This is a genomic window from Pseudooctadecabacter sp. (assembly GCF_020627745.1).
Taxonomy (GTDB): domain Bacteria; phylum Pseudomonadota; class Alphaproteobacteria; order Rhodobacterales; family Rhodobacteraceae; genus Octadecabacter.
This window is the reverse complement of the sequence record NZ_JAHDGE010000014.1, coordinates 41,569-58,789: the sequence shown is the minus strand read 5'-3', so window position 1 is coordinate 58,789 and position 17,221 is coordinate 41,569. Positions and strand designations below refer to the sequence as shown.

Here is a 17,221-nt window from a genome sequence, read left to right as displayed (position 1 = left end):
GGCGCGCGGATCGGATTGGCGAAGCCAATTCGAGCCTAGCGATCCGGTGTCACCAGACCCAAACCACGCAGGTACACACCGATCCCTGTTTCCAGCAAGTCCTCGGGCGGGAACGGAGAACGGGCGCCGGGCGTGCCGCGGGCAAACAACTCGACCACGCCGTGGCTCATCGCCCAGATATGGGCGCTGAACATCTGCGGGGGGGGCCGCTTCTCTTCGGGAATGTGTAAGGACAATTCGACAGCCGACCGTTCCAGAACGCCCATGGCGCGGGTCGCCACTTCATTCAACTCCGGTGTGCGTTGGATCGAAATGCCGCTTTCGAACATCGCAACATAATGGCCCGGATATTTGCGCGCAAAGGCAAGATAGGCGCGGCCCGTGGCCTCGAACGATGCCAGAGCAGACGGCTGGCCCTTGGCGTAGGCATATTCCATCAGATCGGCGAAAATCTCGTACCCCTGCCGGGCGGCCTCCGCAATGAGGTCCTCGCGGCCATCGAAATGGCGGTAAACGGCGGCGGGCGTGACACCGGCCTCCCGCGCGGCTTCTGACAGGGTAAACCCTGTGGGGCCTTTCTCCTCGATCAGACGGAGGGCACCATCGACCAGCGCACGTTTCAGATCGCCGTGGTGATAGCCCCGTTTAGGCACCCACGACCTCCGGTCCGCCGACGATGGCGGGGTCGATGTCCCCCAAGGCATCCGTATCCTTGCCGGCGTAATCTAGCTGCGACAACACCAACCTGATCGCATTGACCCGCGCGCGCCTTTTGTCGGCACTGCGCACCACGTGCCACGGGGCGGCGTCGGTATGCGTGCGCTTCAGCGTTTCGGTGATGGCCGCCGTATAGTCATCCCATTTCTTGAGGCCCTCAACGTCAATCCAGCTGAGCTTCCATTGTTTCAACGGATCGCTTTCCCGGTCCAGAAACCGCGCCAGCTGTGCCGCACGGTCCACAGTCAGCCAGATCTTGAACAGCTTGATCCCTTCGTCGGCCAGCATCTGTTCGAAGGGGACCACCTGATCGAACCACTTGGCCCGCTGGTCATCATCACAAAAGCCGAAGACCTTTTCCACAACACCGCGATTGTACCATGACCGATCAAAGAACGTGATCTCTCCGGCAGTGGGCAGATGCTGGATGTAGCGTTGAAAATACCACTGGCCGGCCTCGGTCTCGGTCGGTTTGGACAGGGCGACAACCTTGGCACCGCGCGGGTTCAGATTTTCGCGGAACCGCTTGATCGTTCCGCCTTTGCCCGCCGCATCTCGGCCTTCAAACACGATGGCCACCCGTTGTCCGCTTTCGCGCAGCCAGCTTTGCATCTTGACCAATTCGATCTGCAACGCCTCCAATGCGGCCTCATACTCGGACCGTTTCCATTTCTTGGCGTATGGAAATCCGTCGGCGGCAAGGATTTCACCCTTTTTGGCGTCTTCGATTTCGCGCCGGACATCCTCGGGCGCGTCTTCGCGGAAATAGCGGCTGATTTCGCCGTCGAAGGGCAGGTCCGTCATGGGTCTCTCCTTAGCGCAGGCCGGTCTGGGCGGCGATGCGGTCAATGGCGTCTTCGACGGCGCGCGGGTTGGCGTGATGCGGCATGTGCCCCACGCCCTCAAGCACGGTCAGGTTGGCGTTGGGGGCGCGCTGGGACAGCGGAACCGAATGGATGTCGAGGGGCACGGTCGTATCGGCGTCCCCGTGGATGATCTCAACCGGCATGGTCAGTTCGTCCGGGTAGCGCGCGGCCATGTCGACGACATGGGGCCGCAGAGTGTTCACCTGCCGTGTGTTGGCGCGAAAGTTTGCAGGCCGGATCGTCAGCGTGGCACCGATGTGGTCGATGTAGCCTTCGGGCACGGGTTGCGGTGCAAAAATGCCCGACACCGCGTCCTCGATCCGTTCGTCCGACGCAAAGGCAGAGATCAGCGGCGGGATCACGGCGCCCCCGAGGGCGGACCCGTTGACGGTGTAGTAAGCGCCCAAATCACCGGGCCAGGGGTGCGACACGCCGGCCACATCCACCACGCCCGCCACGCTGTCGGGATGGTTCAACGCCCAGGCCAGTGCCACAGCGCCGCCAAAGGAATGTCCCAGAACGATCGCCCGTTCGACACCCAAAGTCTGGGCGGCGGCATGAAGCATGGCGGCCTGCTCTGCGGGGCTTTCCGCGTCTGTGTTGAACGCACCTTCATAGGCGTCTGACACGCGGTCGGTGTAGCCCAGACCGGGGCGGTCAAAGACGATGACGCGGTAGCGGTCGGTCAGCCGATCCATAAAGTTGAAGGTAAATTCACGCGTATTGCCGCCCGCGCCGTGGATCAGGATCACGTCCGGTCCAGCGCCTTCGACAACCGCGTGAACCTGCCGTCCGCCCACGTCGATAAACTGGCCTTCAGGCGGAAAATCCCGCTCAGCTTCGGCCACGCGGGAAGAGGACTGCCGGTCGGTGATCACTGCGCAACCTGCGATGGCAGCGAGGGATAGGGAGGCGAGGAGTTTTAGGGCCAAAGCGCGTACCTGCATGATGTGTTGCCTTTTAACATAAGCGTCAGAGGCAGGAACGCAAAGGGCACGTGCCAAGTTTCGCTTTATTCCGTGACGGAACCGGTTTTTCGCAGATCGGTGCTCGTCACACCGATCTGGTCGATATCAAAGGGCGTGGTCAGGTAGATTTCGCTGATCCAGTTGCCATACAGCAGATGAGCATGGCTGCGCCAACGGTTGGGTGGGGTCAACCTTGGGTCATCGTCAGGGAAATAATTGACCGGCATCTGGATTTCGGCACCCTCAATCTGGTTCGACGCCAGATCACGTTCGTATTCCTGCGCCAGCGTGTCGCTGTCGTATTCGAAGTGGTTGAACACATAGAGCGCGCGGTGGTCGGGATCCTCGACCAAGGCGGGGCCGACATCATCAGAAAACAGCAAAATCGGCAGGCCTGCGGCCTCAATCTCGTCCTTGCGCATCTCGGTCCAGCGGCTGACGGGCATGGCCAGTTCGTCAGAAAATCCACGCAAATAGGGGCTTTGCGGGGCAAAGTTCATGTGCCGGTAGCACCCGAACAACTTCTGATCGAGCAGATGTTTCGCGACCCCGTGGAAATGATTGATCATCGCCATCCCGCCCCAACAGACGCCGAAGGTGGAATGAACGTTGGTCTGGGTCCAGTCCATGACCTCGCGCAGTTCGTCCCAATAGGTCACATCCTCGAAGTCCAGATGTTCAATGGGCGCGCCGGTGATGATCAGGCCGTCGAATTTCTGATCCTTCACCTCCTGAAAGGTGCGGTAGAATTCGGCCATGTGATCGGCGGCGGTGTTGCGGCTTTCGTGGTCCGACATGCGGATTAACGTCAGTTCGATCTGCAAGGGCGTGGCCCCGATCAGGCGGGCGAACTGGTTCTCCGTCTGGATTTTCTTGGGCATCAGGTTCAACAGACCGATGCGCAGGGGGCGGATGTCCTGACTGTCCGCGGCCGTCTGGCCCATAACCATCACGCCTTCGTTCGACAAAACGTCAAAGGCAGGCAGGGAGCGGGGCAGACGGATGGGCATTGGGTGTGTCCTGAATGATAATGGAAACGTCGATGTAGGCGGCTTAGCTGCGTGCCTCAAGGGCCTGACCGATCAGCGCGGTAAAGTCCGCTTGATCACGGACAGTCCCCATGTCGGCGGCGCTGACAGTTACGCCCCAGTTTTGCGCCATTGCGGCATAGCGTGGCTGACGGTGCGCCAAAGCCTGCGCATAGGTCCAGCGGATGAAGTCATCCGGATCAACATCGTCCGGTTGCACATTGTTTTTGCTGAGGTATTCCGCCCAGACACGTGCCAGAAACGCGGGCTGATAAGCCATGGGTTTGGGCGCTTTGTCAAAGCGCGCGATCAGGCTTTCGGTGTGGGCCTCGCTGCCTTCGATCCAGACCATCAGGCAGGTTTGCGTCAGCGCGGTCAGGATCGGATCGTCGGGGTCATGGGCATCGACCCATTCGCAGATCGACCCGCCGGTGTCGCAGACAAAATGCGGATAGCCATAGACCGCGCCTGCGCGGGCGGCAAATTTGGCGGTATCGCGCAGCGCAGCCTCTTCGGCATCTTTGAACTGAGCCTGACGCGCGCGGTATTCGTCAATGGGCAAACCGCCCTTGGCCGGATCACCGGGTTTGCCCAGATAGGTGGACACGGCAGACAGATCATGGGTGTGGACATTGGGGGCCAGATAAATGGCGTCCTTCATCAACATTTCGCGCAGGTAGGGGTGTTCCATCGCGGCGGCCAGACAGCTGTCGGTGATGTATTCGCCCATGTACCGTGTGCCGATCCGGTAATCTATGGAATAATGAAACCAGTCGCCCGTGTCGCGCAACATGCCCGACACATGGGTTTTGCCAAGTCCTGACATGGCAAAGATAAGGACACGTTTCCGGGGCGCGGCGGCCCAGTCTGAGGCAGAGGAATACAACATGGGCTTTGGTTAAGGCCGCACGGACCCTCGCGCAATAAAAAACCCCGCAGCCAGAGGCGCGGGGTCTTTCAGGTGTGTGTTTACAGTGACTTAGAAGTTGTAGCCGATGCGGATACCAGCCCCGATGGCGGAGTTGTCTTCAAAGTCGAAAGCAACGCCCGGTGCGGCATTCACTGTCTGATCGCCCAGCTGGACGTAAGAAATACCAGCTGTCAGCTCAAGCTGGTCCATGGTGTAGGTCGCGCCCACGCCATAGCTTGTCGTACCTGTGGTCGGTGCCAAAGCTGTGGTGGAAGGGCGGTCGCCTGCTTCTTCATAGCCAATAGTTGCAAAGACAGACAGATTGTCCGACAGCCTGCGGCCCAACCCAACAGAGTAGGTCGTCGTGTCGCCGGAGAAGTTGACGTATTCTGCACCGCCCGCGGTCAGATTGAACCCGTCCCATTCTGCATAACGGATAGACCCGAAAAGGAGGGTGTCCTGCGCCACGCCGGTTTGGAATTCCAGGTTGTAGCTGGCCGGTGTCGTGACCGTAAAGTTGTCGATCGGGGCAAAATTGACGGTGCCGGACAGCTCGTTTTCGATCTCGCTGTTATAGGTCAGGGCGACACGCAGGGCGATCTCGGGGCGCTCATATGCGGCACCAACCAGATAGCCATAATCGAAATCACTGCTGGCCTGCAGGAAACCTGGGGAAGATGCGATCTCGCCGCCGATCTGCTGGGCGCGGATACCACCGTGCACCGAGAAGCCGTTGTTCAGCTCATAGCGCACCACGCCGGTCACACCGGTTGAACCGATGTGCGCGCGACCATTGTCCAGATCAGTCAGTGGGCTGCCGCCGAACGCGCCGTCAGTGTATTCCACGTTCACGCCGAAAGGTTCGTCGATGATCAAAGCGGCGGAAATCTGGTCCGTCAGGTCCATTTTCAGCGCGAAACCGACCGAAGAATAGGATTCCAGCGGATTGCTGGGCACCAGCGGCGCAAGAGGACCAGGCAGTGCGTTTGCATTGGCCTCTGGGCTGACGCGGCCGATGGAAAACTGGAAATAGCTGCCGGTTTCGCCACCTTCTTCAAAGAGCGGCCCGAGGAATTGACCGGACCGGTCAATACCGCCTGCGGTGGCTGCGGTGGTCGTCAAAAGCAGGGCCGCGCCTGCTGTCATATATTTGTTCATGTCCCTATCCCTAAAATCCATGAGTGAGTGGATGTCTCCTGCGTGCACCCTATGGATGCGCCTTTCAAAGGGTCAATTCTTTCCCTACGTCACGTTGCGGCGGACAGGTGCGGAGTCTCTTTTGCGCCACGGATGCAGGTGCAGAAAATCAACGGTTGGCGAACCGGATGTTCAGATAGTTGGCCCCGAAGATCAGGGCGGCCCCTGCAAAAACGGCCCATTGCAACGGTTCGTCATAGACCTGTGCCGCCACGATGGCGATGACGGGCAGGCGGATGAAATCAATGGGCATCACGATGCTGGCCGGTGCAAGTGACAGCGCCGTCGTCAGGCAAAAATGTGCCAGAAGCCCCGCGCAGCCGATCAGGATCAACCATGGCACCGACGCTGCAGAGGGCAGGGCGATGTCGCCGTCAAACCCCGCCGCCACCAGCCCCAAGACCGCCTGCATGATCGTCAGCCAGAACAGGATGCAGGTGATTGTCTGCGTCCGCGTCAGCCGCCGCGTGAAAATCGCCGTCAGGGCAAAGCCAATGGCGGCCGTGGCGGCTGCAATTGTGCCCGGTGAAATCGCGGTCTGGCCCGGTTGAGTGACGATCATCACACCGGCAAACCCAAGGGCCGCCGCCAGCGCACCGATGGCCGTAATCCGTTCCCTCAACAGCAGCGGCGACAGCAGGATGACCCAGATGGGCGTGGTGAATTCCAACGCGAACACCTGCGCCAGCGGGATCACCGTCAGCGCATAAAACCACAGGTTCTGGCCTGTAAAATGCGCCAGATTGCGGACGCCATGCAGGCCCAGCTGCTGGCGGTTCACTTGCCCCAAGGTGCCCGCCAGACGGGCGACCCCCAGCACAATCACGATGCCGGTGAGCGACCGGAAGAGCATGATTTCAAATGTATCCAGTTCAAAACTGACCGCGCGGCCCGCAATCGCCATTGACGTAAAGGACACAATTGCCCCGATCATCCAAAGGGCAGCGCGGAGGGTGTCTGTCATTTTGGGGCCTCATACTGGTCGGGGTCAGGCTTGGCAGGTTGACACGCACGTCGCAAGGGGCCTTGGTGGGGGGATGAAATGGATAGCCGCCACGGCCTTATTGGCCAGCCCCGCCGCCGCCGATCCCTTTGCGGTGGTCGATGCCGCCCGCGCGATATTTGACCGTGTGCCGGAGGTAAAGGCGATTGACCCCGCAGCGGAGTTGCCCTGTGGGGCAGGGCCGCAGACAAACGACGCCGCGTTCTACTGCACGTCGGACAAGACAATCTACCATGTCGCCGGTTTTCCCAGCACCCCGCAGGCGGGCTATGAGATGGCCCATCTGTTGGGCCACGCCATGCAAGTGGAACATGGTGTGGCCGACGTCGCCTTGCGTGAAATCACCCGCAGACGGGACGAGGAAGAGGCGCTGCGCGGCATGGTCACGCGGCAGGTCGATTGTGTGGCGGGGGTGTTTGTGGCCCGCGCCGGGTTGGAACCGGTCGATCTGGCGCAGCTGTTTGAGGGCGAACCCTTCACCCATTCCCACTGGGGGCGCAGCCCTGTGAACGAAGGCCCGCGCGTGTCTATCGGCGTGTCCGCGCGGCAGGAATGGTTCGACATCGGCTATCGCGCCCGCGATGTGGCGGCCTGTTCTGTGGGTGAGATGGTGGCGGACCTTTTGGTCGCCGCCCAGAAGTCAGAGGCAACAGCCGGTCAATAGGATCGGTGTTTCACCGCGTTGGGTCAGAACCTGCGCGCTGATCTGGCCCGTGTCGCCGTAGCGGCAGGCATCAGCGGCCTCAAGAATGACAATCGCGCTGTCGCCGCGCCCGATGAATGTCAGCGCGCGGGGCCAGTCGCCTGTCTGGGCAGGCGTGTCCAACATCAAATTCAGATCGGACGTCCGGCGATAGGTAAATTCGGCCGCATCGCCGGTGATCTCCAACTGCCAGTCTGTGCCGGAACACATCAGGTCATCGGTCACGGCTTGGGCCTGCACCGGGGCGGCCAGAAGGGCCAGAATGAGGGGCATTTTCGTCATGCCTCAACCCTAGCGCCGGTGATCAGCGAAGCCAATTCACATCCGGGTCAGGGTGGGCGGAGTAGACCAGCGCGCGCGCCAGATTGTACCAGATTGCAAGGCTTTCGCGCGCCAGAATGTGCCAGTTCGGGCGTTCATCTGCATCGCGGCGGACCTGTTCGGACATGGCCAGCGTGATGCGGGGGCGGGGCAGGCCAGCCTCCCATGCGGCCCATTTGAACGACGCGTAGCTGCGCGGCAGGTGGAAAGCCTCGGTCACGATGATCAGGTGGTCGGTGGCGGGAATCATGTCATAGGAAAAGAGCGCGTTTTGCAGGGTTGAGTGTGCGCGGCCTTCGATGATGGCCGCGTCATCGGGCAAACCCACGCTTGCCGCGTAGCGTGCCATTTGACGTCCCGCATCCGGTCCTCCGCGCCGCACCCTGCCACCGGTGAACACCACCACGGGGGCCAGACCGGCCTGATAAAGCTGCACACAGGTGTCGATCCGCGTCAGCACGGGCGCGGACAGCGTCCCGTCGGGTGCCATGCCACCGCCAAGACACACAATCGCGTCCGCAGGGGCGATGGTGCCCGGGTCAGGCGGGGGCCATGTGAACGTCCAGATCAACAGGGCGGCGGTCATGCTTGCGTAAAGCAGGGATAGGCCCGCGATTATGCGGATAAGCCGTTTCAGACCAAGGGTCCTTTGGGCTCCGCCCGTGATCGACACACATGATTCCCCATGGGATGGTTGCCGACGAAGGCGTATCCTTGGGCTCCGCCCGCTCGGACCTCAATCGTTCCACTGGAACGATTGCCGCTGACGCGGGCCGATCCTCTCACTCCCATTCAATCGTGCCGGGGGGTTTGGAGGTGATGTCGTAGGTCACGCGGTTGATACCGGGGACTTCGTTGATGATCCGCGTGGCGGTTTCACCAAGGAATTCATGGCTGTAGGGGTAATAATCTGCGGTCATCCCGTCCACGGACGTCACCGCCCGCAGCGCGCAGGCGTAATCATACGTCCGCCCATCGCCCATCACACCCACGGTGCGCACCGGCAGGATCGCAACGAAGGCCTGCCAAATCTCATCGTAAAGGCCATGTTTGCGGATCTGGTCGATATAGACCGCATCGGCCTGCCGCAGAATGTCGAGTTTTGCGCGGGTGATTTCACCCGGACAGCGGATCGCAAGGCCGGGGCCTGGGAAGGGATGGCGACCGATAAAGGACGACGGCAGGCCCAGTTCACGGCCCAGCGCGCGGACCTCGTCTTTGAAGAGTTCCCGCAAGGGTTCAACCAGTTTGAGGCCCATCTTCTCGGGCAGGCCGCCCACGTTGTGGTGCGATTTGATGGTCACGGACGGCCCGCCGGAGAAGGAGACAGATTCGATCACATCCGGATAGAGCGTCCCCTGAGCCAGAAACTCCGCGCCCTCAATCTCATTGGCATATTTCTGGAAGACGTCGATGAATAGCCGCCCGATGATTTTGCGCTTCGTCTCGGGATCGCTTTGCCCTTCGAGTTCGCCCAAGAACAACTCAGCCTCATCGGCGTGGATCACCTTCAGGTTCATGTGATCGCGGAACATGGTCACGACCTCTTCCGCCTCATTGAGGCGCAACAACCCGTGATCGACGAAAACGCAGGTGAGCTGATCGCCAATCGCCTCATGCAGCAAGGCCGCCGCGACGGAGCTGTCGACGCCGCCCGACAGGCCGCAGATCACCTGTTTGTCGCCCACCTGTTCGCGGATTTTCTCAATCGCGATGTCTTTGTAGGCGCCCATGGTCCAATCGCCGGTGAACCCTGCGATCTTGACGAAGTTCTCAAAGAACGTGGCCCCATGGGGTGTGTGGTGGACCTCAGGGTGGAATTGCACGGCGTAGAAATTACGCTCCAGATCGGCGGTGATCGCATAGGGCGCGTTGGGGGAAGTGCCGTAAACCTCAAACCCCGGGGCCAGCTTTGCGACGTGGTCCCCGTGCGACATCCAGACCTGTTCGCGGTCTTCCAAAAACCAGCCCGCCAACAGGTCGATCCGGTCGTCGGTGGGTGTGACGTAGGCGCGCCCAAATTCGGCGGTGCCGCCGCCGCCGGTGTTCTTGCCGCCCAGCACCTCACCGCCCAGTTGGGTCATCATCGTTTGCTGGCCGTAACAAATGCCAAGAACCGGCACGCCGAGGGTCCACAGCGCCTCAGGCGCGCGGGGGGAGCCTTCGCGGGTGACGGAATCAGGGCCACCCGACAGGATCACGGCCTTCGGCGCGATCTCGGCCAGTTTGGCGTCGGTGACGTTCTGATAGGGGTGGATTTCGCAATAGACGTTCAGCTCTCGCAGACGGCGCGCGATAAGCTGCGTCACTTGGCTGCCGAAGTCGATGATGAGGAGGCGGTCGTGATCAATAATATCCATGTGCCCACCTAAAGGGGGCTATGGGGATGCGCAAGGATTCGGGGGGCAGATGAGTGCGGGCTGGGATTGAGGCAACCCGGCCCTCCGGGGGGAGTTTTTTGGGCCAGATGAAGGGGGGCGTCACAGCAGGGCCAGCAGGCCGTCGGGAAAGAGACGGGCGGTTTGGGCCGCGAAGCGGTCGCGCGGAACCCATGCGGCCAGATGGCGGCTGCCGTCGTCTTCGGTCAGGATGAAGTCGTCCGCGCGAGCGAGGCCGGGGGCGGTGAGGGTCGCGTCAAAGAGAAACACCACCTCATGTCCGGTGTGGCCGTGGTGGGTATAGATGTTTTCCAGCACGCCGCGCAGACCGGTGATCTGTGCGGTGGCGCCAATTTCCTCGGACAGTTCGCGCACGATCGTATCGGCGGCGCGTTCGCCAAATTCAACCGTGCCGCCCAAGGGACGCCACCCCTTTATGGTGCCGTCATCGCGGCGAATGGCGCAGACCAAAAGGGCATCATCGCGCCAGAGCAAGGCCAGCGCTTTGGTGCGGATCTGGGGGCGGGGGCGCCAATGGCTGCTGATATCGGACATGGGGCGGGACTACCTTGGGGGCGCAATCGCCGCAATGTCGCTTTTATGGCGCAAAGGCCGCAAGTGGCGGCGGCGCGGACGGTGGCGCGGTTAGGGTCGGACCACAAGAGATTCGAATGGGGATATGACCATGACCGACGCCGCCACAGCACCAGACGCCACACCCGCACGGGGCCGACGTGGCCGTGGAGGCGGCGGCGCCGCGCGCCGCGCCGAACGATCGGCCGTGTCGTTCGAGACGGCCCCGACCATCGAACGCAAAATTCCCAACCTCGAGATGCTGTCGGACAAGACTTTGGATATCATCGAGGCCAATGCGGAAACCGTGCTGGAGGAAATCGGGGTGGCCTTTGTGGACAACCCCGCCGCGCTGGACCGCTGGCGTGCCGCCGGTGCGATGGTGGATGGCGAACGGGTGCGGCTGCCCAAAGGTCTGGCGCGCAAATTGTGTGCCACCGCGCCGGCGGAATTCACCCAACACGCCCGCAATCCCGCCAAATCGGTTGTGGTGGGCGGCAACAATCTGGTTCTTGCGCCGGTCTACGGCCCGCCCTTTGTGCGCGATGCCAAGGGCGGGCGGCGGTATGCGACGTTGGAGGATTTCCAGACCTTCGTGAAGCTGGGCTATATGTCCAAATGGCTGCACCATTCGGGCGGCACGGTCTGCGAACCCACGGATGTGCCTGTCAACAAACGTCATTTGGACATGTTGCTGGCACATATGACGCTCAGCGATAAGCCGTTTATGGGCTCTGTCACCGACCCCGAGCGTGCCCGCGACAGCATCGAGATGTGTGAGATCCTGTTTGGGCAGGAGTTTGTGGCCAACAACACGGTCATGACGTCGCTCATTAACATCAATAGCCCCCTGACTTTTGACGAGACGATGATGGGCGCGTTGGAGGTCTATGCCGCCGCCAATCAGGCGTCGATCATTTCGCCCTTTATCGTGGGCGGGGCCATGGCGCCGGTCAGCGTGGTGGGCACGTTGACGCAGGTCTTGGCCGAGGTCATGGCCGGTGTCGCCTACAGCCAGTTGGTCCGCCCCGGATCGCCTGCGATTTTCGGGACCTTCGTGACGTCAATCGACATGAATTCCGGCGCGCCGACCTTTGGCACGCCGGAGGCCGCAAAGATCACCAATGGGGCAGGGCAGCTGGCGCGCCGCATGGGGTTGCCCTATCGGTCGGCGGGGTCGTTTTGCGGATCGAAACTGCCAGATGCGCAGGCCGCTTATGAAACCGCCAACAGCCTGAATATGGGGCTGTTGTCCGGCGTGAACTTCATGCTGCATTCGTGTGGCTGGCTTGAAGGCGGCCTTGTCGCCGATTTCGAGAAATTTGTACTGGATGCAGACCAGTTGGGCACGCTGCATTCCATGGCCTCAGGCGTCGAGGACGACGAAAATGCGCAGGCCATGGATGCCATCCGGGAAGTCGGCCCCGGCGGGCATTATCTGGGCTGTGCCCACACGCAGGCCAATTTCAAAACCGCCTTCTGGCGGTCCGAGGTGTTTGACTACAAACCCTTCGAGACCTGGGAAGAGGAGGGCGCGCGCGACAGCCAGACCCTTGCGACCTCGCGCGTGGCCAAACTGCTGGCGGACTACCAGCCCCCCGCCCTCGACCCGCAGGTGAAGGCCAAGCTGGAGGCTTATGTGGCCGACAAGAAGGCGTCGATGCCCGACAGTTTCATGTGAGGGATGGGGTCAGGTTGCGGGCATGGCCTCAACCTCGTCGGTGACGGGGCGGATGCGGCTGGCTTTGGTGGCCTTCAGAATGCGGGCTTCGCACATGAGGGCCACCAGAATTTCAATATGACGGGCGACGGAATAATCCGCGCGCTTCGCGATGCGTTGCTCATTGGTCACAGCCTCAAGCTCCATCAGTTTGATGATCGCCTTGCCGGGGCCGGGCATGGTTTCGGTCTTGAGAAGGCGGCGCAGGTGCACGCACCGGTTGTAGTCTTCGACGCCGTGGCGGGCGGTGCGGACCAGAAGGGTGGGGCGTTTCAAGGCTGAAATCAGTGTCAGAACGTCTTGCATGTCGTGTCTCCCATGAACGGTATGCCACAAAGATGACACAACCATTAAGGGTGTTGCGTGTGGATAACTTCCTGCGAACTGTGCGTTTACAATTATTTACACTTTGGAAACAATTTTAGACGTTGTGGATAATGTTAACCATCTGGAAACAATTACACGCAAAGGTTGCGTGGCCGGACGATCTGCTGGGATCAGGCAAAGGGAAGTTGGGTAGGTACATGAAAGATGCAAAAAACGCGTCGCGCGCGGTGCCGTCATGGTTGCCTGTAGACGTGAGAAACTATGTCTTCCACACGGAAATGGGGCAACCGATCCGCGCACTGGCGCGGTCACAGGCGTGCCATGCCTCGACCATTATGCGCCAGATCCGTAAGGTCGAGACCCGGCGCGATGATCCGCTGGTGGATCGCGCGATCAAGGCGCTGGCCGAGGAGGAGACCGCAAAATCCCTTCCCGATGCGCTTGAGATGATGCAGGCGCTGCGGCGTCTGGCCGCCCCGGCGGCCATGCTTGCCATTGCTGTCGGGATGGAACAGGGGGTGATCTTGCAAGATACCTCTGCGGATGATCCCGACCATGGCAGCAAACTGCCGTCTACCACGGCAATGACACTGGCGTTGCGCGGCTGGATCAGCTGCGGCAACACCGTGGGACGGGTGTTGCGATACCGGATCACTCCGGCAGGCCGCGTGGCGTTGCGCGAATTGACAGCGCAGACCGAAAATCAGGCGCGCGCCATGGCCGAAGCGCCCGAGGCGTTCGAACATGCGCCGCAGGGCACAGGCACTTGGGACACCGCCCAGATGGTCCGGATGCCGGTGCAGGAAACCCCTGTCGCCAGCCTGTCGCGGCGCAAGGATCGTGACGGTCAGGCGTTTCTGACCCGCGCCATGGTCCGCGCGTCCGAACGGCTGCGGGAGGATTATGAGCTGGCGCAGGTGGATGCGCAGCGTCACGGCCAGCCGGCCCCGGACTGGCAGGGGCTACTGGCCGCCATCGAGGCGCATCAGCCCGTCGGGCAGGAAGGAACGTCGGCAGAGGCGCAGGTTCGGGGGGCGCTGGCGTTTCTGGGGCCGGGCCTGTCCGAGGTTGCCCTGCGCTGCTGTTGTCTGCTGGATGGCCTGGAAACGACGGAAAAGCAGATGGGCTGGGCTGCGCGGTCGGGCAAGGTCGTGTTGCGCATCGCCTTGCAGCGGCTGGTTCTGCATTATGAAGCCTCGGGCGAACTGGGCCCCAAGATCGGCTAGCCATGCGGCGCGCGCAACCCTGATCCCCTCCAGCCCGTTGACCCTTGGACAATCACGTCTCTTGCCCCTAGATAGGAAGGCAAGAGGAGAGCCCCATGTCGCCCAAAGATGTGAAAACACGTGACCTGAAAATTCCGGCGCAACGTCATCCTGAAAAGCAGCGGCGCCCCGATGCGCCGCAGCCGAAAAAGCCGGACTGGATCAGGGTCAAGGCACCGACGTCCGAGGGGTACAAGCAGACCCGCGACATCATGCGCGACAACAAGCTGACCACCGTTTGCGAAGAGGCGGGCTGCCCCAATGTGGGCGAATGCTGGTCCCAGGGCCATGCCACAATGATGATCATGGGCGAGGTTTGCACCCGCGCCTGCACCTTCTGTAACATCGCCACCGGCAAACCGCCCGAGGCGCTGGACGTATTTGAGCCGGGCCGCGTGGCCGATGCGGTGAAAAAGCTGGGGCTAAACCATGTGGTCATCACCTCGGTGGATCGGGACGATGTGGAAGACGGCGGGGCGGAACATTTTGCCCAGACCATCCGCGCCGTGCGTCGCCAGTCGCCTGACACCACCATTGAAATTCTGACGCCGGATTTCATTCGCTGTGATGACAGCGCGTTGGAGGTCGTCGTGGCCGCCAGACCGGACGTGTTCAACCACAACCTTGAAACCGTGCCTGGATTGTACCCAGAGGTCCGCCCCGGCGCGCGGTATTTCCACTCCCTGCGGCTGTTGCAACGGGTCAAGGAGTTGGACCCGACGATGTTCACCAAATCGGGCATTATGGTGGGTCTGGGCGAAGACAGACAATCCGTGGTGCAGGTCATGGACGACATGCGGGCCGCGGATATTGATTTTCTGACCATCGGCCAGTACCTGCAGCCGACGCCAAAACATCACGCCGTGGACCGGTTCGTTACACCTGAGGAATTTGCGACCTATGAAAAGACGGCCTTCAACAAGGGCTTCCTGATGGTCTCTGCCACGCCACTGACACGGTCAAGCTATCACGCGGGCGACGATTTTGCGAAGTTGCGGGCGGCGCGGCAGGCAAAGTTGGGTGTCCGGTAGAGGCCACAGAACGATCTGGCGATCGGCGCCTGCGGCGGGCGGGGGGCGCCCCTGCGGGGCGCGGTGCCACCGAGACCGTTGTTTTCGGGGGCAATGGTGTAAATCAGGTATTTTTGAACCAGAGAAACGGAAGGTGTGGCGACGCCCCCGGCCTTTACAAGCCCCGCAGACGTTCCACGCGTGCCCACTCCGGCCAGCCGACGAATTTCTCGACGCCCACAAGGATCAGGCACACAAGGATCACGCCGATCACCAGTTTGACCCGTTTCTCGGACGGCGGGTTGCGGGCCCACTGGCTCGCCTTGAGAAGGAAGCGGGTGTAGTTCATGTAAAGCGGACCTTGCCGATGTAGGGCAGGTTGCGGTTGCGTTGGGCGTAGTCGATCCCGTAGCCGACGACAAATTCATCAGGGATTTCAAAGCCGGTCCATGTGGCCTTCATATCGACCTCGCGCCTTGTGGGTTTGTCCAGCAGGGCGATGGATTTCAGGCGCGCGGGTTTGCGGGTTTGCAGCATGTCGATGACCTGATGCAGGGTGTGGCCGGTGTCGACGATGTCTTCGACAACCAGCACATCGCGGCCTTCAATCTGGCCGCGCAGGTCTTTGAGGATGCGGACCTCGCGCGAGGATTCCATCCCGTCGCCGTAGCTGCTGGCCTCCAGAAAATCGACCTCGACCGGCAGGTCCAATTCACGCACCAGATCGGCGATAAAGACGAAGGATCCGCGCAGCAGGCCGACGACGACCAGTTTGTCGGTGCCTGCGTATTCGGTGGCGATCTCAGCGGCCAGATCCTCAATCCGGGCTGCGATGGACTTTGCGGAGATCATCTGGTCGATCACGTAGGGCTTTTGCGTCATGGGGTCACAATCTGCTGCATTTGCTTGAATTTTCCGCCGGACCATACGACATGAGGCTGGAATGTCACGACCGAAAGCCGCCCATGCCATCCCATTCAGAGACCAAGCGCCTGCCGTATACGCCCGACCAGATGTACGATCTGGTGGCCGATGTGGCCGAGTATCCCAAGTTCCTGCCATGGACCGCCGCCGCGCGCATCCGGTCGACCGAGGAGGCGGGCGATCACGTCATCATGCTGGCCGATCTGGTCATCAGCTTTAAGGTCTTTCGCGAAAGGTTCGGCAGCCGTGTGACGCTGTGGCCTGAGGCGAAGCGCATCGACACCGCTTATATAGACGGGCCGTTCAAATATCTGGAATCAACCTGGACGTTTACGCCCGCCGAGGGCGGGTGCGACGTGCATTTCGAGGTGGATTTCGAGTTCAAGAACCGGTTGTTGCAAGGCGCCGCGGGCATGTTTTTCAATGAAGCCATGCAGCGTATCGTGCGCGCGTTCGAGCGCCGTGCGGCGGAGCTTTACGGCTAGCCGCGTCTTATGCAGAGTGATGCAATGGACATCACCGCCCGTCTGATTGAATTTGCCCTTGGCCCGCACCAGCCGCCCCAGGCCGTGCGCCAGATTGTGCAGCTGTCTGCGGTGGACTGGGCGGCCTGCGGGATCGCGGGCGTCGCGGACGGCGCGTTTGACCGATGGGCACGCCAGCAAGGGGGCACCGGCACAGCCGGGACCTTTGCGGGGCGCTGTCTGGGGGAGGCGGAGGCCGCACTGGTCAATGGCACCTTATCCCATGCGCTGGATTTCGACGACACGCATTTTGCGCATATCGGCCATCCTTCGGTGGTGATGTTTCCGGCGGTGATGGCGTTGGCGCCCAAGGATTGGGACAGCATGGAAAGGGCGGTTTTGGTCGGGATCGAGGCGCAGATCAGGATTGGTCTATGGCTCGGGCGCGATCATTATCAGCGCGGGTTTCATCAGACGGCAACGGCAGGGGCGCTTGGGGCCTGTGTCGGGTTGATCACGCTGCGGGGCCTTGAACCTGATCGTGCGGCCGCCGCACTCGGGCTGTGTGCCACCATGGCCAGCGGGCTGAAGGCGCAATTCGGGACCATGGGCAAGCCGCTGAATGCGGGATTGGCCGCGCGTGCGGCCGTCGAGGCGGTGCGTTGGGCTGAGGGCGGAATGACCGGCCCGCCTGACGGGATCGAAGCCTTCGGCGCGGCCCATGGTGCGGCTTTTGACGTCACCGCATTGGACGGGTTGGGCGTGCAGTGGCACATCGAAACCTTGTCGCACAAATTTCACGCCTGCTGTCACGGGCTTCATGCCACGTTGGAGGCTTTGCGGAGCT

General features: G+C 61.4%; 20 protein-coding genes. 6 read left to right on the top strand and 14 right to left on the bottom strand.

Going from position 1 to position 17,221, the window contains the following annotated elements:
- Positions 1 to 35: 35 nt before the first annotated feature.
- The 7 genes from QZ653_RS07940 to QZ653_RS07910 form a co-directional block, all read right to left on the bottom strand.
- The gene (locus tag QZ653_RS07940) at positions 36 to 653 is read right to left on the bottom strand and encodes a TetR/AcrR family transcriptional regulator (protein WP_296419250.1); all 618 of its coding nucleotides are present in this window, start codon (positions 651 to 653) and stop codon (positions 36 to 38) included.
- Complete coding sequence (ppk2, locus tag QZ653_RS07935; protein WP_296419249.1) at positions 646 to 1,521, bottom strand: polyphosphate kinase 2; 876 nt, start codon at positions 1,519 to 1,521, stop codon at positions 646 to 648. Before ppk2 ends, QZ653_RS07940 begins: the two co-directional genes overlap by 8 nt.
- A 10-nt stretch (positions 1,522 to 1,531) precedes the next feature.
- Positions 1,532 to 2,530, bottom strand: coding sequence for an alpha/beta fold hydrolase (locus QZ653_RS07930; RefSeq protein ID WP_366933066.1), 999 nt, complete (start codon positions 2,528 to 2,530; stop codon positions 1,532 to 1,534).
- 65 nt (positions 2,531 to 2,595) lie between these two features.
- Complete coding sequence (locus tag QZ653_RS07925; protein WP_296419248.1) at positions 2,596 to 3,561, bottom strand: homoserine O-succinyltransferase; 966 nt, start codon at positions 3,559 to 3,561, stop codon at positions 2,596 to 2,598.
- Between the two features lie 43 nt (positions 3,562 to 3,604).
- Positions 3,605 to 4,468: an ATPase gene (locus QZ653_RS07920; RefSeq protein ID WP_296419246.1), complete on the bottom strand. Its 864-nt coding sequence runs from the start codon at positions 4,466 to 4,468 to the stop codon at positions 3,605 to 3,607.
- A gap of 90 nt (positions 4,469 to 4,558) precedes the next feature.
- Positions 4,559 to 5,647, bottom strand: coding sequence for an OmpP1/FadL family transporter (locus tag QZ653_RS07915; RefSeq protein WP_296419244.1), 1,089 nt, complete (start codon positions 5,645 to 5,647; stop codon positions 4,559 to 4,561).
- Between the two features lie 148 nt (positions 5,648 to 5,795).
- Positions 5,796 to 6,650, bottom strand: a complete 855-nt coding sequence (locus QZ653_RS07910; protein WP_296419242.1) for a DMT family transporter — start codon at positions 6,648 to 6,650, stop codon at positions 5,796 to 5,798.
- 73 nt (positions 6,651 to 6,723) lie between these two features.
- Here QZ653_RS07910 and QZ653_RS07905 point away from each other — a divergent pair, with 73 nt between their 5' ends.
- Positions 6,724 to 7,353, top strand: coding sequence for a hypothetical protein (locus QZ653_RS07905; RefSeq protein WP_296419239.1), 630 nt, complete (start codon positions 6,724 to 6,726; stop codon positions 7,351 to 7,353).
- Here the strand turns inward: QZ653_RS07905 and QZ653_RS07900 are convergent.
- From QZ653_RS07900 to QZ653_RS07885, 4 genes are all read right to left on the bottom strand, one after another.
- Complete coding sequence (locus QZ653_RS07900; RefSeq protein WP_296419237.1) at positions 7,330 to 7,674, bottom strand: hypothetical protein; 345 nt, start codon at positions 7,672 to 7,674, stop codon at positions 7,330 to 7,332. The two genes, QZ653_RS07905 and QZ653_RS07900, sit on opposite strands and share 24 nt — an antisense overlap.
- A 22-nt stretch (positions 7,675 to 7,696) precedes the next feature.
- On the bottom strand, positions 7,697 to 8,299 hold the full coding sequence (locus tag QZ653_RS07895; protein WP_296419235.1) for a YdcF family protein: 603 nt from the start codon (positions 8,297 to 8,299) through the stop codon (positions 7,697 to 7,699).
- A 196-nt stretch (positions 8,300 to 8,495) separates the two neighbouring features.
- Positions 8,496 to 10,073 (bottom strand): glutamine-hydrolyzing GMP synthase, encoded by a 1,578-nt coding sequence (gene guaA, locus QZ653_RS07890; RefSeq protein WP_296419233.1) that lies wholly within the window; start codon positions 10,071 to 10,073, stop codon positions 8,496 to 8,498.
- Between the two features lie 120 nt (positions 10,074 to 10,193).
- Entirely contained in the window at positions 10,194 to 10,646 is a 453-nt protein-coding gene (locus QZ653_RS07885) for an NUDIX hydrolase (RefSeq protein WP_296419231.1), read from the bottom strand.
- A 130-nt stretch (positions 10,647 to 10,776) separates the two neighbouring features.
- On the opposite strand from QZ653_RS07885, the gene QZ653_RS07880 reads away from it, so the two are divergent.
- Complete coding sequence (locus QZ653_RS07880) at positions 10,777 to 12,345, top strand: trimethylamine methyltransferase family protein (RefSeq protein WP_296419230.1); 1,569 nt, start codon at positions 10,777 to 10,779, stop codon at positions 12,343 to 12,345.
- A gap of 9 nt (positions 12,346 to 12,354) precedes the next feature.
- Here QZ653_RS07880 and QZ653_RS07875 read toward each other — a convergent pair whose 3' ends face one another.
- On the bottom strand, positions 12,355 to 12,690 hold the full coding sequence (locus QZ653_RS07875; RefSeq protein ID WP_296419228.1) for a DUF6477 family protein: 336 nt from the start codon (positions 12,688 to 12,690) through the stop codon (positions 12,355 to 12,357).
- A gap of 272 nt (positions 12,691 to 12,962) precedes the next feature.
- Here QZ653_RS07875 and QZ653_RS07870 point away from each other — a divergent pair, with 272 nt between their 5' ends.
- Together QZ653_RS07870 and lipA are read left to right on the top strand one after the other, a co-directional pair.
- On the top strand, positions 12,963 to 13,937 hold the full coding sequence (locus QZ653_RS07870) for a DUF6456 domain-containing protein (RefSeq protein WP_366933065.1): 975 nt from the start codon (positions 12,963 to 12,965) through the stop codon (positions 13,935 to 13,937).
- 95 nt (positions 13,938 to 14,032) lie between these two features.
- Complete coding sequence (gene lipA / locus QZ653_RS07865; protein ID WP_296419224.1) at positions 14,033 to 15,007, top strand: lipoyl synthase; 975 nt, start codon at positions 14,033 to 14,035, stop codon at positions 15,005 to 15,007.
- Positions 15,008 to 15,161: 154 nt separating this feature from the next.
- Here lipA and QZ653_RS07860 read toward each other — a convergent pair whose 3' ends face one another.
- Complete coding sequence (locus QZ653_RS07860; RefSeq protein ID WP_296419222.1) at positions 15,162 to 15,335, bottom strand: hypothetical protein; 174 nt, start codon at positions 15,333 to 15,335, stop codon at positions 15,162 to 15,164.
- Positions 15,332 to 15,868 carry a hypoxanthine phosphoribosyltransferase gene (gene hpt / locus QZ653_RS07855; protein ID WP_296419221.1) on the bottom strand — a complete coding sequence of 179 codons (537 nt, stop codon included), beginning with the start codon at positions 15,866 to 15,868 and terminating at the stop codon, positions 15,332 to 15,334. The genes QZ653_RS07860 and hpt overlap by 4 nt, the downstream gene beginning before the upstream one ends.
- A gap of 83 nt (positions 15,869 to 15,951) precedes the next feature.
- Between hpt and QZ653_RS07850 the strand changes: the two genes are divergently transcribed.
- The gene (locus QZ653_RS07850) at positions 15,952 to 16,395 is read left to right on the top strand and encodes a type II toxin-antitoxin system RatA family toxin (RefSeq protein WP_296419219.1); all 444 of its coding nucleotides are present in this window, start codon (positions 15,952 to 15,954) and stop codon (positions 16,393 to 16,395) included.
- A 9-nt stretch (positions 16,396 to 16,404) separates the two neighbouring features.
- Positions 16,405 to 17,221 (top strand): MmgE/PrpD family protein (locus tag QZ653_RS07845; protein ID WP_296419217.1); only part of this gene is annotated, 817 nt, incomplete at its 3' end.

Excerpts from the sequence above, each read along its gene's own strand:
- ppk2 (WP_296419249.1), bottom strand. The coding sequence starts at position 1,521 with ATGACGGACCTGCCCTTCGACGGCGAAATCAGCCGCTATTTCCGCGAA.
- QZ653_RS07930 (WP_366933066.1), bottom strand. The coding sequence starts at position 2,530 with ATGCAGGTACGCGCTTTGGCCCTAAAACTCCTCGCCTCCCTATCCCTC.
- QZ653_RS07925 (WP_296419248.1), bottom strand. The coding sequence starts at position 3,561 with ATGCCCATCCGTCTGCCCCGCTCCCTGCCTGCCTTTGACGTTTTGTCG.
- QZ653_RS07920 (WP_296419246.1), bottom strand. The coding sequence starts at position 4,468 with ATGTTGTATTCCTCTGCCTCAGACTGGGCCGCCGCGCCCCGGAAACGT.
- QZ653_RS07915 (WP_296419244.1), bottom strand. The coding sequence starts at position 5,647 with ATGAACAAATATATGACAGCAGGCGCGGCCCTGCTTTTGACGACCACC.
- QZ653_RS07910 (WP_296419242.1), bottom strand. The coding sequence starts at position 6,650 with ATGACAGACACCCTCCGCGCTGCCCTTTGGATGATCGGGGCAATTGTG.
- QZ653_RS07905 (WP_296419239.1), top strand. The coding sequence starts at position 6,724 with ATGAAATGGATAGCCGCCACGGCCTTATTGGCCAGCCCCGCCGCCGCC.
- QZ653_RS07900 (WP_296419237.1), bottom strand. The coding sequence starts at position 7,674 with ATGACGAAAATGCCCCTCATTCTGGCCCTTCTGGCCGCCCCGGTGCAG.
- QZ653_RS07895 (WP_296419235.1), bottom strand. The coding sequence starts at position 8,299 with ATGACCGCCGCCCTGTTGATCTGGACGTTCACATGGCCCCCGCCTGAC.
- guaA (WP_296419233.1), bottom strand. The coding sequence starts at position 10,073 with ATGGATATTATTGATCACGACCGCCTCCTCATCATCGACTTCGGCAGC.
- QZ653_RS07885 (WP_296419231.1), bottom strand. The coding sequence starts at position 10,646 with ATGTCCGATATCAGCAGCCATTGGCGCCCCCGCCCCCAGATCCGCACC.
- QZ653_RS07880 (WP_296419230.1), top strand. The coding sequence starts at position 10,777 with ATGACCGACGCCGCCACAGCACCAGACGCCACACCCGCACGGGGCCGA.
- QZ653_RS07875 (WP_296419228.1), bottom strand. The coding sequence starts at position 12,690 with ATGCAAGACGTTCTGACACTGATTTCAGCCTTGAAACGCCCCACCCTT.
- lipA (WP_296419224.1), top strand. The coding sequence starts at position 14,033 with ATGTCGCCCAAAGATGTGAAAACACGTGACCTGAAAATTCCGGCGCAA.
- QZ653_RS07860 (WP_296419222.1), bottom strand. The coding sequence starts at position 15,335 with ATGAACTACACCCGCTTCCTTCTCAAGGCGAGCCAGTGGGCCCGCAAC.
- hpt (WP_296419221.1), bottom strand. The coding sequence starts at position 15,868 with ATGACGCAAAAGCCCTACGTGATCGACCAGATGATCTCCGCAAAGTCC.
- QZ653_RS07850 (WP_296419219.1), top strand. The coding sequence starts at position 15,952 with ATGCCATCCCATTCAGAGACCAAGCGCCTGCCGTATACGCCCGACCAG.